The 17,810-nt window shown below is 45.4% G+C and carries 15 protein-coding genes and 1 other annotated feature; of the genes, 10 read left to right on the top strand and 5 right to left on the bottom strand.

The window, feature by feature from the left end; translation table 11 throughout:
* Window positions 1–203 precede the first annotated feature (203 nt).
* From hpf to yjjX, 5 genes are all read left to right on the top strand, one after another.
* Window positions 204–539: a ribosome hibernation-promoting factor, HPF/YfiA family gene (gene hpf / locus ACUALS_RS03005; protein ID WP_005475897.1), complete on the top strand. Its 336-nt coding sequence runs from the start codon at window positions 204–206 to the stop codon at window positions 537–539.
* Between the two features lie 116 nt (window positions 540–655).
* Window positions 656–776: a sequence feature (Phe leader region), on the top strand.
* Between the two features lie 15 nt (window positions 777–791).
* A complete protein-coding gene (pheA, locus tag ACUALS_RS03000; protein WP_454448822.1) occupies window positions 792–1,970 on the top strand; it encodes a prephenate dehydratase in 1,179 nt (392 codons plus the stop codon).
* A gap of 161 nt (window positions 1,971–2,131) precedes the next feature.
* Window positions 2,132–3,175 (top strand): polyamine ABC transporter substrate-binding protein, encoded by a 1,044-nt coding sequence (locus ACUALS_RS02995; RefSeq protein WP_038214684.1) that lies wholly within the window; start codon window positions 2,132–2,134, stop codon window positions 3,173–3,175.
* Window positions 3,159–5,507 carry a putative bifunctional diguanylate cyclase/phosphodiesterase gene (locus ACUALS_RS02990; protein WP_038137454.1) on the top strand — a complete coding sequence of 783 codons (2,349 nt, stop codon included), beginning with the start codon at window positions 3,159–3,161 and terminating at the stop codon, window positions 5,505–5,507. Before ACUALS_RS02995 ends, ACUALS_RS02990 begins: the two co-directional genes overlap by 17 nt.
* The gene (gene yjjX, locus ACUALS_RS02985) at window positions 5,473–6,006 is read left to right on the top strand and encodes an inosine/xanthosine triphosphatase (protein WP_454448821.1); all 534 of its coding nucleotides are present in this window, start codon (window positions 5,473–5,475) and stop codon (window positions 6,004–6,006) included. Before ACUALS_RS02990 ends, yjjX begins: the two co-directional genes overlap by 35 nt.
* Before the next feature lie 36 nt (window positions 6,007–6,042).
* Here yjjX and trpR read toward each other — a convergent pair whose 3' ends face one another.
* Both trpR and sltY read right to left on the bottom strand, forming a co-directional pair.
* Entirely contained in the window at window positions 6,043–6,342 is a 300-nt protein-coding gene (gene trpR, locus ACUALS_RS02980) for a trp operon repressor (protein ID WP_005475899.1), read from the bottom strand.
* Between the two features lie 16 nt (window positions 6,343–6,358).
* A complete protein-coding gene (gene sltY, locus ACUALS_RS02975) occupies window positions 6,359–8,314 on the bottom strand; it encodes a murein transglycosylase (RefSeq protein WP_454448820.1) in 1,956 nt (651 codons plus the stop codon).
* A gap of 258 nt (window positions 8,315–8,572) precedes the next feature.
* Here sltY and ettA point away from each other — a divergent pair, with 258 nt between their 5' ends.
* The 3 genes from ettA (at window position 8,573) to ACUALS_RS02960 (ending at window position 11,819) form a co-directional block, all read left to right on the top strand.
* Window positions 8,573–10,240 carry an energy-dependent translational throttle protein EttA gene (ettA, locus tag ACUALS_RS02970; protein ID WP_005475887.1) on the top strand — a complete coding sequence of 556 codons (1,668 nt, stop codon included), beginning with the start codon at window positions 8,573–8,575 and terminating at the stop codon, window positions 10,238–10,240.
* 183 nt (window positions 10,241–10,423) lie between these two features.
* Window positions 10,424–10,795 (top strand): PilZ domain-containing protein, encoded by a 372-nt coding sequence (locus ACUALS_RS02965; RefSeq protein WP_454448819.1) that lies wholly within the window; start codon window positions 10,424–10,426, stop codon window positions 10,793–10,795.
* Window positions 10,796–10,805: 10 nt separating this feature from the next.
* Window positions 10,806–11,819, top strand: a complete 1,014-nt coding sequence (locus ACUALS_RS02960) for a peptidoglycan DD-metalloendopeptidase family protein (RefSeq protein ID WP_454448818.1) — start codon at window positions 10,806–10,808, stop codon at window positions 11,817–11,819.
* 46 nt (window positions 11,820–11,865) lie between these two features.
* Here the strand turns inward: ACUALS_RS02960 and tyrA are convergent, their stop codons facing one another.
* Complete coding sequence (gene tyrA / locus ACUALS_RS02955) at window positions 11,866–12,993, bottom strand: bifunctional chorismate mutase/prephenate dehydrogenase (RefSeq protein WP_005475847.1); 1,128 nt, start codon at window positions 12,991–12,993, stop codon at window positions 11,866–11,868.
* Window positions 12,994–13,022: 29 nt separating this feature from the next.
* Entirely contained in the window at window positions 13,023–14,093 is a 1,071-nt protein-coding gene (locus ACUALS_RS02950; RefSeq protein WP_038137906.1) for a 3-deoxy-7-phosphoheptulonate synthase, read from the bottom strand.
* Between the two features lie 236 nt (window positions 14,094–14,329).
* Between ACUALS_RS02950 and ACUALS_RS02945 the strand changes: the two genes are divergently transcribed.
* Both ACUALS_RS02945 and btsR read left to right on the top strand, forming a co-directional pair.
* On the top strand, window positions 14,330–16,006 hold the full coding sequence (locus tag ACUALS_RS02945) for a sensor histidine kinase (protein ID WP_005475849.1): 1,677 nt from the start codon (window positions 14,330–14,332) through the stop codon (window positions 16,004–16,006).
* A gap of 9 nt (window positions 16,007–16,015) precedes the next feature.
* Window positions 16,016–16,735 (top strand): two-component system response regulator BtsR, encoded by a 720-nt coding sequence (gene btsR, locus ACUALS_RS02940; RefSeq protein ID WP_005475860.1) that lies wholly within the window; start codon window positions 16,016–16,018, stop codon window positions 16,733–16,735.
* A 46-nt stretch (window positions 16,736–16,781) separates the two neighbouring features.
* Here btsR and nagZ read toward each other — a convergent pair whose 3' ends face one another.
* Complete coding sequence (nagZ, locus tag ACUALS_RS02935) at window positions 16,782–17,768, bottom strand: beta-N-acetylhexosaminidase (RefSeq protein WP_454448817.1); 987 nt, start codon at window positions 17,766–17,768, stop codon at window positions 16,782–16,784.
* Window positions 17,769–17,810: the final 42 nt, after the last annotated feature.

Here is a 17,810-nt window from a genome sequence, read left to right as displayed (position 1 = left end):
AGTGCTTTACCTCTCCCAATCTAATGAGATTTCATTCTTACACAAGCTTTTTCGTAGTGATATCGATGCACTCTTTGAGATGGATCACGTTTGTTTTGGGTGTTGAAAAACAGCAATCAAATAATGATCTATGTCACATTATTTTTATCCATGAGCGGTAATCTGAACTCAACCCATGAGGGATGACACAGAGGAAAACATCTATGAAAGTAAACATCACTGGTAAAAATATCGACATCACCTCTGCAATCCGCACTCATATTGAGAGCAAATTTAAAAAGTTGGAAAAATGGCAAGTAGACATTATTGGTTGCCAAACAAGCTTCAGTGAGGAGCCGAACAAACAGATGAAGTTTGAAGCTGTCATCACGGTACCAAAAGGCCAACTGGTTGCATCTGCAACACACGAAGATTTATACGCTGCCGTTAATGAGGTAGAACAGAAACTAGAACGACAGCTAAACAAACTACGCCACAAACCAGAAGCTCGCCGCACTGAGAAGCCAGAGCTAGAAGAAACTGAGCTAGAAGCGGAATAGGTTTACTGCACTAAGAGGATTCAAAAAATAGCGCCGAAAGGCGCTATTTTTTTGCTTGACGCTCCACTGGTGGTTGCTTATTGTGTTTACGGTTCCCACGATTAGTAGTGATTTATGCAAACAAACAACCTGTTCTTTTTTGACTTCTTTTTTCTCCACTAAATTTGGAGGCAGCCTCGTTTGCGGAAGATAAGTCAAAAACGAACAGGAAGCCTCCCACTGGGAGGCTTTTTTATTTTTAAGGAATACAGGATGACTGAACAAAAATACTCGCTCGAAGAGATCCGATTAAGACTAAATGAGCTTGACGATCAATTACTGCATCTACTATCTGAGCGTAGAAAAATGAGTATTGAAGTCGCGAAGAGTAAAGTTCAAACATCTAAGCCCGTGCGCGATGCTAGCCGAGAGCAACAGCTTCTTGTCAAACTCATTAATGCAGGCAAAGACAAGTATGAGCTAGATGCTCAATACATCACGAAACTTTTCCACACCATCATTGAAGACTCCGTACTACTTCAACAGTCGTATCTACAAAATCTTGCTAACCCTGAACTTAGCCGAAAACCTCTTGCTCGAGTCGCTTTCCTCGGCGCCAAAGGCTCATACTCGCACCTTGCAAGTCGTGAGTATTTCAGCCGGAAAAATACGGAACTCATTGAGCTCAACTGCGATCACTTTAAAGAAGTCGCCAATACCGTGGAGTCAGGTCATGCGGACTACGGTGTGCTACCTATTGAGAACACCAGCTCAGGTTCAATTAATGAAGTCTATGATCTACTTCAACACACCACACTCTACATTGTTGGCGAGTTGACGCTTCCCATTGAACATTGCTTGGTAGCCACATCAGATATTCGTTTGGAAGAACTCAAAACACTTTACTCTCACCCACAGCCCCACCAGCAATGCAGTGAATTTTTGGGTAAACTAAAAGGCGTGCAATTGGAGTCTTGTGCCAGCACAGCAGATGCAATGCAGAAAGTGCAAGAGATGAACCGTAGCGACGTTGCCGCGATTGGTAACGCCTCAAGTGGCAAGCTCTATGGTCTTCAACCGATTCAAAGTAATATCGCCAATCAAACTGAAAATCATACCCGATTCATTGTTGTCGCTCGCAAGCCTGTGGAAGTCTCGGCACAAATTCCAGCCAAGACGACACTAATAATGTCAACATCACAAGAAGCAGGCTCCTTAGTCGAGACTTTACTGGTGCTGCAACGCTACGGCATCAACATGACGAAACTCGAGTCCCGCCCAATCATGGGCAATCCTTGGGAAGAGATGTTTTATGTTGATCTCGCTTCACATTTAGACTCCGATGAAATGCAGAGCGCCCTCAACGAACTGACTAAGATCACAAAACACCTGAAAGTTCTGGGTTGTTACCCATCGGAAAATGTGAAACCGACACAAGTTAAGTTGCAGTAAATATCTCTACCTAGCTCAAATTATTTCATATCTAAGCTGACACTGTTTATAAAACTTCTTAGTATTCAGAAGCTAAGTTGCATATTTATACAGTGTCAGCACTACATACTGACGCCATAGCAAACAACCAACCCTCAATGTAAGGCTATTTACTCGTTAGTATGAGAGCGCTCATCTCTATATTTCTCCTCGCATGTTGGACCAATAGTGCCATCGCGACGCCAACACCACTCAATATCTATTTATGGGAGGATACCCTATCCCCCAAAGTCATTAATGACTGGCAAGAAACACATGAAACGCCGCTGCAGTTATCCCACTTTGATAATGACGATGAACGCAGTCTATTAATGATGAAAAGCATTCAGTTGCCATTTGATATTGTGGTTCTAGACAACGTTTCAGCAAACATCTATGGCAACTTAGGCAGTTTCGAGCGCATCAGTGACCTTCCCAATCGAGCCCATAACGACAATAAGTGGAACCAAGCGTGTGGTGATTATGCAGTTCCCTATTTTTGGGGCACTGTGGGTATTGCTTACCGAAAAGATCGCATCGAGAACCCACCCACTACTTGGAAGGAGTTTGTCGAGCCCAGCGAGGAACTCAAAGGTCGAATAGGGATGATCAACGATACCGTTGAATCATTCTTACCCTTGTTTTACAGCTTAGGTTTATCACCAACAACTGAAAGCCGCGAAGAAATCAGACAAGCCTACCCTGCCCTCAAAACATTCAGTCAGCAAGTCCTCACGTTTGAATACATACTGAGCTACATCCGAAGCCAAGAAAACTCTGACAAGCTTCAGTTGGCCCTTGCCTACAGCGGCGATCAGTATTCACTCAATCGTTCATTTGGTCGTGACGCGTGGGAGTTTGTTCTGCCGGAAGGGGAAATTTATATATGGCTAGACTGTTTAGCGATAAGCAGTCACTCGAGTAATAAAAAGGCAGCAAAAGCCTTTCTTAACTATTTGTCTGATCCCACAATTGCTGCAATGAATGCAACAGATATTAAAGCTGCAACGCCCAATTTAAGTGCATTAAAACTGATGCCTGATTGGTACAAAAATGATGCATCATTGTTCCCAAGCCCAGAACAACTTAAAAACAGTTACATAGACAGTATGCTTTCTGCAGAAAACATAAGCCTAAGAACGAAAATCATTAATCAAATAGTTAAGAATCATGAAGCTCAGTACTAGAGTTCTGCTTTTGGTTGCCCCTGTTGTTATGCTCAGCGCAGCAATGTCGAGCTATAGTATTTACGTAAACCAGAAAGACACGCTCATTAAGCGTGAAAACAGTTACTTGCAGCTCACGATGGAGAAACTTGCTGGCCATTTTCGCCAATCGGTCTCCCTAATTAACAGCTACTCACTGACATTGATTAAAAGCGATATTATTCGCCACTACTTTAGTCAACCGGAGAACCCTTACCGAGAGATGCGGTTGATCGAAAACCTGCAAACAACCATTGATAACCTACAACCTAACAAACAAGACAACATTGCTGTCGCCATCGTAGACAGTGACCAACACGTTCGTTTTTACGCCGACAACCAAACCGATCCCTTTGCCACCCTTGATGAGAATGTCCTCAAATACATTCGTCACATATACAAGCAAACTGGGCAACTCTCCCATACCGGGTTTGCCAACAATTATCAGGGACAAAGCATACTGATTCGTTATGATGTGCTCGACAACGACACATTCACCTCGCCACTGAGCTATAACAAAGAGCAAGTATTTTTCGTTGTTGTCTCTTTATCTCTCGATAACTTTGACCAGCTCAAGCACATTTTAGAGTTTGATAACGACAGCAGTATCTTCTTTGCTCAAGAACCCGTCAAAAAATCGGGACTCACTCAATCGGTTGAGTTGAAACCCAACTTATACGCGGTGTTGGATCCTGCTCAGTACTTACTCAATGAGCAGTTAAACAAGATTGAAAACAAGCTCTTACTTGCTTTTGGGGCTTCAGCCGTTTCTACCGTTCTTATCTTGTTGTTTTTACTCTATCGCCACGTAATTAAGCCGATAACAAGACTCGATCATCAACTCCAAGAAGTCGAATTGCAAAAACGCTCAAACATCGAAAAACTCTCTGCAGACAATGAAATTGGACGCCTGTCAGTCCGCTTTTACGACATGTATAAAGAGCTCAACTCGAGTTATCAAAAAACCAAAGCGATGGCAGAGAACGATCACCTCACGCAACTCGCCAATCGGTATCAGTTCCAAATGTTTGTTGAGAGGACGATAGCTAACAAGTTAATCGATACTCGCGCTTGGATACTCTACATTGACCTAGACAACTTCAAATACGTCAACGACAAATACGGTCATCATATTGGCGACTCACTGCTGGTCAATTTCGCAGAGCACATTCGTCAGCGCTGTAACGAATTTGAATTAAAGTACAGTGTAAAATGCCTTGCTGCAAGGCTGTCAGGCGATGAGTTTGCTGTCTTTATTTCGTCAGTAAACCAGCATTCTAGTTACGCTCCTGAGATTGCGAGAGCGGTGTTAGAGCCGATTCAAAATAGCGCGAACTCTCCACTTGGCAACTTTCCGATTACCGCCAGTATCGGCATCGCTTCATACCCTGAAGATGGACGAGACCTTACTAGCTTGCTCTCTCATGCTGATACTGCGATGTATCAAGCGAAACGAGCGGGTAAAAATCAAATCGCACACTACTCTAAAGAACTGGATCAGATCGTCCGCCGCCGCTCTCAAGTTGAGCGAGCTTTGCGTTCAAGCAACCTAGATCAGGAATTCCAATTGCTCTATCAACCCTATTTTGATCGAAGTGGTTTAGAAGTGCGCGGGCTAGAGGCGCTACTTCGCTGGGAGTCCCCCAAACTAGGCACGGTCAATCCGAGTGAATTTATTCCTATCTCCGAGCAAATTGGTTTGTTTGGCACGATTGACCGCTGGGTAGTAAAACAAGCCTTTGAAGACTTTTCAGCCATTCAGAATTGTTTCGACTGGCCCGTCCAACTATCGATTAACTTGTCCTCCGCTGAACTAGATTCATTACAGCTCGCGCAATATATTCAAACCATGGCCGAACGGTACTCAGTACGTCCGGATCTTATCGACTTTGAAATAACAGAGACGTTCGCATCAGACTCTCAAAGTTATCTCTTGTTGTATGAGCTGTCTCAGATGGGCTTTAAATTGACTATTGATGACTTTGGCTCTGGCTACACGTCCATTACCCAACTGGTTGAATACCCAGTACAAAAAATTAAGTTTGATCGTGAGTTCCTAGAAGCACTGACCAAGACAAATAACCAAACAGTGGTGAAGCCACTGGTTGACCTTTGTCATTCTCAATCTATGCTTGTGACCGCCGAAGGGATTGAGTCAAAAGAGATGCATCAGTGGCTGGCGAACAATCAATGTGATTACATGCAAGGCTACTATCTGTCTCCACCAATCTCCATTGAGCAACTGAGACAGCACAACAAAAAGTCGAAAGGAAACACAGATGTCAGTGAAGAAAGTTATTGTCGCTTCGCTTAACCCAGCAAAAATCAACGCCGTACAAAGTGCATTTCAAGCCGCCTTCCCGCAACAAACCTTCGAATTCTCAGGAGTAAAAGTGCCTAGCGAGGTTGCTGACCAGCCGATGAGCAACGACGAAACCTATGAAGGCGCGCGCAATCGTGTGAGGAACGCCAAAAGAGTGCTTCCTGGTGGCGATTTCTACGTCGGGCTTGAAGCTGGGATTGAATGCAACATGACCTTTGCATGGATGGTGATAGAATCCAGCACTCACCGCGGCGAATCTCGCTCCGCAAGTCTTATGCTTCCTCCGCTCGTGCTTGAAAAGTTGGCCCACGCCAATGAACTGGGTGATGTGATGGATGAAGTTTTTGCTACGGAAAACATCAAGCAAAAAGGCGGAGCGATCAGCCTGCTGACACAAGATCTGTTAACTCGCAGCAGTGTTTATCACCAAGCACTGATTTTAGCGCTGATTCCTTTTACCAACCCGACACACTTTCCAAGTAACCTGTGACACTAAATAGAAAAAGGTGCCTCGTGGCACCTTTTTTTAAGACTTTTGCTTGAGTAGTTGGCTTAACAACTGTTTGTCCTCTTCGGACTTGGACTTTAACTCATTGGAACCGCGAGTAATCGTTGCAATCCCTACTCCTAGCATTTGACTGATTTGGCGTTGAGACAACTCCCCTTTTAGTAGCTCGCGAAAAATATTGACTCGAGCGACCAGCGACTCTCGCTCGTCGGGCGTTAATAGCATGGTGAGCAACATCTCATGCTGCTCCGCTTCACTGCTGCTTTTGACCAGATCTAGAATCTGCTGCCAATCTGTATACTCAGGTTCAGTTGCCATCTGTTCTTGTTACCTATCAATACTTAGCGGTCATCTCATTTCGGTTTAGGAACGCACCATCTTCACCTAACAAGTCTCGATAGTAGGTTTCAAACATCAAAATATTTTGCACATACCCGCGTGTTTCCTTGAATGGAATCGCTTCAATGAAGGCATAAGCATCAAGCTTGCCCTGAGTACGCTCTCGCCAAGTTTTTACTCTGTGTGGTCCTGCATTATACGCAGCGAGCGCAAAAATTCGATTGTTATCGTACTGTTCGAGTAAGCCTTTCAAATAGTGGCTGCCAATCTCGATGTTCTTGCCAACTTCGTACAAATCTTGCGTACCACCATAGCTCAATTGATACTTCCGAGCTGTGTACTTTGCCGTCGAAGGCATAATTTGCATGATACCGCGAGCCCCCACCGGAGAACGAGCTTCGACATCCATACCACTTTCTTGGCGAGCCAGTGACATCAAGGTAATGGGGTCGATACTATGTTTCTCGCCGTAAAAATTAAACCACCAGCGATGAGCAATTGGGAAACGTATCTTAACGTTGTCCCACATTTTGGCTTCAATGCTCGCTGTGACCGTTAAATGGTGCCATCGTTTGTAAGACGCATAAGCCGCCAGCATCTCTTTTTGCGGCTCGCTCGCTCGTCTTAACAGCCAACGCCACTCGCTTTTGGCCGCGGCAATTTTATCGCGTTCAATCAACTCGGCAATCCGCACCAGTGAAGCATCAAAGGGGGAAATCAGGCTCTTATCCAACGTGACGGTAGAAACTGGGTAATCAATGGAACGTTTAATTTCTTTCGCAGCAGCAACGCTGTAAAAGTTTCGCTGACCAACCAGTTGTTCCAATCGATTCATGCCTTTAGATTGCTCCCCCAGCGCGATCTCACTGCGACCGAGCCAATACTGCCAACGTAAACTCTGCTGCTTCGCGATCGGCAGTAAATCAATCCAACGTTGGACACCTTGCCAGTCAAGGTGCTGAATCGCTAACCGAACTCGTCGTTCAATTAATACCGTGCTTTTTGATGCCGAAATCTGACCATCTCGCCACTGCGCTAAGTCATCAGAATCCGTATTAATCAAACGAAACGCCATGTAATCCGCCAGCGTTTGCGCCTGTTCATCGGATAGCTTTTGCGCCTTGACCACATCATCAAACATGGATTGAGCAAGCTCGATGTCTTTTCTAGCGACTTTTTTCAATGCTTGAATGGTTTGCTGTTGGTAAAAGCTCTCAGCAGGATTACTGCGCGCAAACTCAACGACATTTTCTGGTTTACGGAACAACTCCGTCATTGCTTTCGCTTGTTGCTTCTTTTCGGCCCCAGTGACCAGCTTACTCAAGTAGTTCAGAATCGCCCCATTTTGCGCTTCAAATGCAAGTTGCATGCGCTGCAATATCTGCTCGTCAGTTCTCAGTCCGGCGTTGTTCCAACCTTCAAATAGGGGATCGCACGCGTCTGAAATAGAGTGCCCTGAGAGCCACAGCTTTTCTGCACCTGAGTACGCTTTATCAAACTGCCCTTGTTGATAAAGCGCATTGTAATAGTGGCACTGGTAAGTTTCTCCTCGCGGCTCTACCGCTTGAAACTCAAGCAACCTTCGCCAATCTTTTTGCGCCGCTAAACGTTCTATATAAGGTGCCCGAATTCGCCCCGAGAATGGCAGGGCATGGTAATCATCGATAAACTTGTTGACCTCTTGAGGTGAGCGCTCACCAAGGTCTATAAGAAAGGCACGGTAGTCGACGTAAGGTGTGAGTGGGTAATCTGTAATTTTTCGACGAAGTTTCTGGTAGTGAGCGACATCTTTTTTGTCTAACGCTTGTTGCGCCTGATCGTATATCTCACGCTGCTTTATTAAATCAGTGGCCAGTGCTGAAGTGGCATAACTTGCGCTGCAAACCATCGAAACTAGAGCAAGTAACGATGAAGGAATGCGATGCAGCGACTTAGAAAACGTCAGCATCATAGATTCTCTTCCTGTTGAGAATAGTCAATTAAGTTCTTAATTAATGCTTATTCTACGTAGTCCTGTAAAGGGCGCAGATGTAAATAATAATAAATTCACACAACTGTGACTTTTTCCTAGCTTTATACGCCTATTTGGTCAGCAAAGCATCAATAGGAAAAGTGGATTTTGATGGGATACCTCACAGGGAGTAACAAAGCGCTTCATCTTGGTATAAAATAGCCATTTACGTGAATTGAATGTTAGGAACGATCGGCAATGGCTGAATACGTATATACCATGTCGCGTGTGAGCAAAATTGTGCCACCAAAGCGACAAATTCTTAAAGACATCTCTCTGAGCTTCTTCCCTGGCGCTAAAATCGGTGTTTTGGGTCTGAACGGTGCAGGTAAATCTACCCTACTGCGCATCATGGCAGGTATTGATACCGATATTGATGGTGAAGCACGTCCACAACCAGGTCTAAATGTAGGTTACCTACCTCAGGAGCCAGTACTGGATGAATCTAAGACTGTTCGTGAAATCGTTGAAGAAGCGGTTTCTGACGTTGCGGGTGCAATGAAGCGTCTTGACGAAGTATACGCAGCATACGCTGAACCAGATGCTGACTTCGACGCGCTTGCGAAAGAACAAGGTGAACTAGAAGCGCTTATCCAAGCGAAAGAAGGTCACAACCTTGAAAACGCACTAGAGCGCGCTGCTGACGCACTCCGTCTTCCAGAATGGGATCAAAAGATCGAGCACCTATCCGGTGGTGAGCGTCGCCGTGTTGCGATCTGTCGTCTACTGCTTTCGAAGCCAGACATGCTACTTCTAGACGAACCAACCAACCACTTGGATGCAGAATCTGTCGCTTGGCTAGAACGCTTCCTAGTGGATTACACAGGTACCGTTGTAGCAATCACCCACGACCGTTACTTCCTAGACAACGCTGCGGGTTGGATTCTCGAACTTGACCGTGGTGAAGGTATACCATGGCAAGGTAACTACACCTCTTGGCTAGAGCAAAAAGATGCGCGTCTACAACAAGAAGCGTCTCAAGAGAAAGCTCGTCAAAAAACGATCGAGAAAGAGCTTGAATGGGTTCGTCAAAACCCGAAAGGTCGTCAGTCTAAGTCTAAAGCGCGTATGGCTCGCTTCGAAGAACTGCAAAGCGGTGATCGTCAAAAACGTAACGAGACTAACGAACTGTTCATTCCACCAGGTGAGCGTCTAGGTGATAAGGTTATCGAAGTGAATAACCTCACTAAGTCATTTGACGGCCGAGTACTGATTGATGATCTATCATTCAGCATTCCTAAAGGTGCCATCGTAGGTATCATTGGTGCCAACGGTGCGGGTAAGTCGACACTATTCAAGATGCTAAGCGGTACAGAGCAACCTGACGCGGGCACAATCGAAATGGGTGACACGGTTAAGCTCGCGTCTGTGGATCAGTTCCGTGATTCAATGGATGACTCAAAAACGGTTTACCAAGAGATTTCTGAAGGCGCGGACATCATCAAGATCAACAACTTCGAAATCCCTGCTCGTGCATACTGTTCTCGCTTTAACTTTAAAGGTTCAGACCAACAGAAGATCATCGGCGAGCTTTCTGGTGGTGAGCGTAACCGTGTACACCTTGCTAAGCTACTTAAAGCGGGCGGTAACGTTCTGCTACTCGATGAGCCAACCAACGACCTTGACGTTGAAACGCTACGTGCTCTAGAAGAAGCGCTACTCGAGTTCCCTGGCTGTGCCATGGTTATCTCGCACGACCGTTGGTTCCTAGACCGTATCGCAACACACATCATCGATTACCGCGATGAAGGTCAGGTGAACTTCTACGAAGGTAACTATACTGAGTACATGGAGTGGCTGAAGAAGACCTTAGGTCCAGAAGCAGCAGAGCCGCATCGCATCAAGTACAAGCGTATTGCGAAGTAATTTTACTCTCTCAGACGTTAACGCTTGAAATTTGTTCAAAGGCCGCTTAAATTAGCGGCCTTTATTATATAGCTCACAATACGGATAATTATTCTGATTGATGATGCTAAATAATGCGAACGACTCCGCATAGCTGTATTTTTAATTTTGTTACTCTGAGAGTTCAAATTAAGAGAGAAAACTATGATAGAACGCCGTCGTTTTTCGCGTATTGTTTATCGCGCCCCAGCAGTGCTGAAGCAAGCAATGAATGCTGTTGAAGCTTCAATCAGTGACTTGTCGTTACATGGCTTATTGATTAGCAGTGAACAAGCCGCCCTGCTCAATGCGAATGAACAAATCGATGTAGAATTTTCGCTTCCAGGAAGTGATGTAACGATCCAACTCGTAGGGAACATTGTTGGGGTTAATAACAATATGATCCGTCTCAGCATTGATCATATTGATATTGAAAGTATCGGGCATCTCAAGCGACTAATTGAACTCAATGTAGGTGATGATGAGTTATTGCATCGTGATATCGAGCACTTGTCTGACCTAGGTGAATACACCTAACGAAAGCAGTATGTCCAATAAAATTACCATCTTTATCCCAGATGCTTCTGGGGTACAACATTTTCATGTCTCTAGAAAGAGCTTAATAATACTCCTATCCACACTCTTGATTGCAGTTGTGGCCTGCGGCACATTTTTTTACCAGACTTGGCAAGAGAAACGCGCCGCCCAGCATAACTACAGCCTCTTGATGACTCAGCTAACCTACTCAGAGCAAGAGCGAAGCGAACTCGAGCAACTCTATGAAGAGCAGGTCAACGAAACTCATGCGGTCACTCAAGAGCTCGAAGACAAGAAAAACGAAATCCAGATACTCGGTAAGCGCGTATTCGATGTGGAATCGGTACTAGGACTCGCCAATGAAGAAAGTCTGGGTGAACAAAACTTAGAAGATCGTTTGGACGCCGCAGCCGTTGACTCCGCGGTTAGAGCAACCATGTTTCGTATGATTCCAAATGATACGCCAATGGAGTACTTGCGTATTTCATCTTCTTACGGCCGCCGCACCAACCCCATCACCGGCAAGCGCCACACGCACACGGGGATCGATTTGACCTGCAAGCGCGGAGAAGAAATTTACGCTCCAGCAGATGGTGTGGTTGAGACAGTACGCCCAAGCTCAAAAGGCTACGGCAATTATCTCACCTTGCGTCACTCTTTCGGATTCATGAGCTCATACGCGCATTTGTCCCGATTTAAAGTACGCAGCGGTCAGTTTGTCAGCAAAGGGGATTTGATTGCTACCTGTGGTAACTCTGGCAACTCAACAGGGCCGCACCTGCACTACGAGGTACGCTTCTTAGGTCGAGCGCTCAACCCGCAATACACGATGGACTGGAGCCCTGAGAACTTTAACTACCTCTTTGAGAAAGAGAAAAAAGTAAAATGGGGACCGCTCGTTCAGTTAATTGATAACACGGTTAGGCTTCAAGTCAACTTGACCAATAAACCTTATCAAGATAGCTCGGTCAGCACGGTAAAAAACGAGCCAGAGCAAGCAATAAAGAACGTAACCGTCCAATAGATTATTCCAACAAAAAAGAGCGACCAAATGGTCGCTCTTTTGCTATTTACCCTCGATGGATAGAATCGTTGGCTTGTTTGAGCAAATTCTGGCTCTCGTTCATAAACTGCTGAGAATAATCGCCAAACCAGTCACTTACCTTATTAAAACTGGTGACAAATGCCTGTTTATCTTTGCTATCGAGTACTTGTAATGCCTCACCAAAACATTGGTGGAAGCGCTTGATCATGGCAATGTTCTCATCCGAAGAGAGGATAATATCGCCGTAAAGATTCGGATCTTGACCGAACAGCCTTCCTACCATTGCCAGTTCCAAACGGTAGATTGGCGAACTTAACTTCAGCAGCTTATCGATGCTTGGGTTTTCACGGCTCAAATGTAAGCCATAGGCAAACGAGGTAAAGTGTCGCAGCGCCTGAATCAGCGTCATACCATGATCGTGCTCACTAGCATCAATCTGACACAAACTTGCTCCCCAAATAGAGAACTGCTTCAACAACCACTGGTAATGCTCTTCACCACGACCATCACAGTAGACAATCACTTGCTTAGCCAAACTTGGGACATCTGGACCAAACATTGGGTGCAAACCCACAACTGGCCCCGAGTGGACGTTTAGCATCGCTTGCAGAGGCTTGGATTTAATCGAGGTCAAATCACATAGGATGCAGTCATCAGGAAGTTGGGATAGCTTTTCAATCACCCCCTCTGTCAGGTGAATAGGCACAGTTACGACAACCATACCTGCGTTTTCGAGAATCTCATCAGCACGGTGCCAATCTTGACTGCCCAACACCTTTACATCATAGCCAGACAGTTTAAACATTCGTCCGAATAAACCACCTAATTGGCCATTACCACCGACAATGACCACTGAACGCAATTCTGGATTGAGACACTTAAAGCCCGAATCTTTTTCACTGGCGTAAGATTCACGCATTGTGCGACGCAGAATGTCTTCGATAAGTTGAGGCGGCACCCCTTTCTTCTCGGCTTCTTCTCTGCGTGAGGCCAGCATAGCTGCTTCTCTGTCCGGAGCATATATAGGTAAGCCATGTTCACTCTTAACTTCACCGACCTTTTCCACCAGCGAAAGTCGCTGAGCCAATAAATCTAAAATCTGCTTATCTACTGCGTCAATTTGATCACGCAACTCGTTCAGTTCAACAGCCATTCACTTTCCTTATCTCTTATCGGCGATGATTACTTCAGACGATCTTCTAAAAACGGCACAAGCTCTTTGTGTGCATGACGTAATAGTGCCTCAGTTGTATCCCAATTGATACATGCGTCGGTAATAGAAACACCGTATTGCATTTCACTTAACGGAATATCAGATGACTGGTTACCTTCATTGATATGGCTTTCAATCATCAAGCCAATAATCGACTTGTTACCTTCACGAATTTGGTGAATCACATCCTCTGCAACTAAAGGCTGACGACGAAAATCTTTACGTGAGTTAGCGTGACTGCAATCCACCATCAAAGACGCATCTAAGCCAGACTTCGCCATGTCTTGCTCGCACTCAGTAACAGACACAGAATCGTAGTTAGTTTGCTTACCACCACGTAAAATCACATGACCATTAGGGTTTCCTTGGGTGGTTAATAACGCAACTTGACCCTCTCGGTTGATCCCCATGAAACGATGGCTCGAAGAGGCGGCTTGCATCGCATTGATCGCCGTAGCAAGGCTACCGTCCGTACCATTTTTGAATCCGATTGGCATAGATAGACCACTCGCCATTTCACGGTGCGTTTGCGATTCCGTCGTACGCGCGCCGATCGCTGCCCAGCTAAAGGTATCTGCCAAGTATTGAGGACTGATTGGATCCAGCGCTTCGGTCGCAAGTGGTATCTCCATCTCTGCCAGATCCACTAGAAGCTCACGGCCGACATGAAGGCCATGCTCAATATCAAATGAACCATCGAGGTGTGGGTCATTAATCAGACCTTTCCACCCTACAGTGGTACGTGGTTTTTCAAAGTAAACACGCATAACAATGTACAGCTGGTCATTTAGCTCTGCAGAAAGTGCTTTAAGACGACGCGCGTAATCCTTTGCTGCGTCTATATCATGAATTGAGCAAGGGCCGCATACCACAAGTAAGCGATGATCTTTTTTATGAATGATATCGGCAACGGTTTGACGTGATTCTTGAATCGAGCGACGTGCATTATCACTCAGAGGGATTTTGGCTTTTAGCTCTTCCGGTGTGATAAGAACTTGTTCTTCACTGATATTGATGTTGCTGAGTTCACTTTTCTGCATAACTTTAAACCTGTACATTTAACTTTACACTCAATTATCCTTTCATATTGAGCGAGGAATAACGACACAATAACAGGCTAAATTTAGATTTCAACCGTAAACTTAAAAAAACACTACATGTAAACTTTAATTTACACACGGTGTTTTTTACATCTAAAGACAAAAATCGCGAGTCAAGCATACTTTCTGTAGGGAAAGTTCTCTAAAATAGTTGAAAACCAACAACTGAAAAAGTTATGGACTTAATTCTCTCCCTGCTTCAGCAGATGTGTGTCTACCTTGTTCTTGCCTACATGCTGAGTAAGACACCCATTTTTCTGCCACTGTTTACCATTTCCAACCGACTGTCGCACAAAGTCACGGTTTATGTGTTGTTTTCACTATTTTGCGTGATGGGCACTTACTTTGGATTGCAGATCAACGACGCGATCGCCAATACAAGGGCGATCGGTGCCGTGATGGGCGGATTATTCGGCGGTCCAGTGGTGGGATTTTTTGTCGGCTTAACCGGAGGTATCCATCGTTACACGCTCGGTGGCTTCACCGACTTGGCGTGCACCATATCGACGACAGCTGAAGGCCTGATTGGCGGATTACTCCATACCTACTTTGTGCGCAAAGGAAAAAGCGACCAACTGTTTAACCCCAGCGTCGTGTTTGCTGTAACTCTAGTGGCCGAGATCGTACAAATGGTGATCATCTTGATCGTCGCCAAACCTTTTATCCAAGCCTATGACTTGGTCTCCGCCATTGCAGCGCCAATGATCATTGCCAACTCCGTTGGTGCAGCGCTGTTTATGAGTATCCTTCTGGATCGAAAAACCATTTTTGAAGAATACTCCGCCACCTTCTCACGCCGAGCATTAAATATTGCAGAGCGCTCCGTCGGTATACTCGCTTCTGGGTTCAACAGTCAAAACGCCGAAAAAATCGCTCGAATCATTTATGAAGAGACCAATGTCGGCGCCGTCTCAATCACTGATGACCAAAAAATTCTGGCTTTTGTCGGCATTGGCGATGATCACCACAAACCCGAAACTCCCATCTCATCACAAAGCACTTTAGATGCAATTGGCCAAAATGACATTATCTACCTGGATGGAAAAGAAAAGCCTTACCAATGTTCACTCAATCCAGACTGCAAACTCGGCTCTGCATTGATTATTCCGCTGCGAGCGGGTGACAAAGTCATCGGCACGATTAAGCTTTATGAACCTAAACGTAAACTGTTCTCGACCATCAATATGTCGATGGCTGAAGGTATCGCCCAACTCCTCTCGAGCCAGATCTTGTTTGGTGACTATCAACAAAAACGAACCTTACTTGCTCAAGCCGAAATTAAGTTGTTGCATGCTCAGGTCAACCCACATTTCTTATTTAATGCATTGAACACCATCAGTGCCGTCGTCAGGCGGGATCCCAACAAAGCACGTGAGCTCATCCAACATTTGTCTCAGTTCTTTCGCAGTAATTTGAAACAAAGCATCGAGACGGTAACGCTGGAAGAAGAGTTGGCGCATGTGAATGCATACCTGACGATAGAAAAAGCACGCTTCACCGATCGACTAGAAGTTGAAATCGATATTGATAAAAACCTGCTGCAACGTAAACTGCCCACCTTCACACTGCAGCCTCTGGTCGAAAATGCCATTAAACATGGTATTTCCCATCTACTTGAAGGTGGTCAAATCAAAATTTATAGCCAGCAGAAAGAACACGGCGTGCAGATCACGGTCGAGGATAATGCGGGGAGCTATCGTCCTCCCCATGACGAGCACGTTGGGCTAGGGATGCAAATTGTTGATAAACGTCTTACCAATAAATTTGGACGTGCGGCGGCTCTCACAATTGAAGTTGAAGCGAACCAATCGACCCGAATGAGCTTTATCATTCCCGATGAAAACACGTATTAAGGTACACGCATGCTATCTGCAGTAGTCATTGATGACGAATTGTTTGCTCGTGAAGAGTTAACAGAACTCTTGGAAGAGACCGGAAAAATTGAAGTCATAGCCCAAGCCAGCAATGCCATTGAAGGGCTAAAGTTTATCAATCAACTCAAGCCAGATGTGGTGTTCCTTGATATTCAGATGCCGCAAATTACGGGCATTGAACTGCTTGGAATGCTAGATCCAGACACCATGCCCAAAGTGGTGTTTGTCACTGCGTATGACGAATTCGCTATTCAAGCTTTCGAAGATAACGCCTTTGACTACCTGCTCAAACCTGTGGATACCCAACGCCTAGACAAAACGGTGCGTCGCTTGCTCAAATCTCAGCAAAATACGTTAGAGCAAATCAGCGCCGTCTCTCCACAATGTTTGGATCAAATCCCGTGTATTGGTTTGAATCGTATCGTGATCATCCCGACCAAAGAAGTCGAGTTCGCCTACAGCGATATTAGTGGCGTACATGTGCAAACGGCGCAGCAAAAGGCAACCTCTCAGCTGACACTAAAAGTACTGGAAGAAAAAACCAACTTAGTGCGCTGCCATCGACAATTCTTAATCAATGTCCAAGCGATTAAAGAGATAAAACTGTTAGAAAATGGACTTGCTGAGATTGTCACCACCAGCGATCACCCGTTGCCCGTGAGTCGCCGATACCTCAAAAGTCTCAAAGAATTATTGGGCTTCCATTAAGCTATGAACTTCTTAAAAAAAACAGCCACTCAATGTGGCTGTTTTTTTATTGCTCAGTAATGCGTTTCATGGCTTCTGATGCTTGCTTCCACTCGTCACTGGATTGAACCTGCGACAAGGTAAAACTTTGCTGCTTGAGCAGTACTTCGGCTCCCGGCGTTTCCATAATCGGCAGGTTATCTAATACCTCTACCTGCGCATCTCGATTGTTGCACACCAGAATCATATCGCACCCAGCCACCATCGCTTGGTGAGCTCGCTCGGCTGGACCGCCCATGATCGCAGCGCCTTCCATAGAGAGATCATCAGAAAAAACAATGCCCTTAAAGCCAAGTTGCTCTCGCAGTACTTGCTGCAACCAATACGCAGAGCCGCTAGCAGGTTGATCGTCATAATGAGGGTAAATCACATGCGCGGGCATCATTGCATCTAAGATGCCACTGTCGATTTGAGCCTTAAATACCTGCATATCGACATGAAAAATTGTGTCACGTTGATCGTACGGTGTCTCCAAATGAGAATCTGCCACCACACCACCATGACCCGGAAAATGTTTACCCGTGGTTGCCATTCCAACTGACTTCATCCCCTGCATATACGCGGTGCTATGACGTACTATCGACTCAACATCATCGCCAAACGCTCGGTTACCGATCGCCTTACATTGATGTCCTTTGTCCAATACAGGCGCGAAGCTCAGGTCAATATCGTGAGCAATCAGTTCTGCCGCCATCAGCCAGCCAGCTTGTCGGGCGAGCACCTCTCCATCGGCTCGCTTTGCAAACTCTTGCGCTGCAGGAATGATCGTAAAGCCCTCACGAAAACGTTGTACACGGCCCCCTTCTTGATCAACACCGATTAAGATAGGACGTTTTGCCGCTCGGCGAATGGACTGATTGAGTGCCAAGAGTTGTTGATTATCATGATAATTACGTGAAAAAAGGATCACGCCACCAACCGTCGGGTGCTCTAGAATTTCTTTATCTTCTGCGGTTAGCTCACAGCCTTCCACATCCAGCCATAATGGTCCCATAATTGCTCCAGCCAAACTGAATTTTCGCTATGCTGCCGAGAG

The sequence above is a fragment of the Vibrio sp. NH-7 genome, from assembly GCF_053643215.1.
Note: the sequence above shows the minus strand (reverse complement) of the source record. Positions and strands in the feature narration are given on the sequence as shown.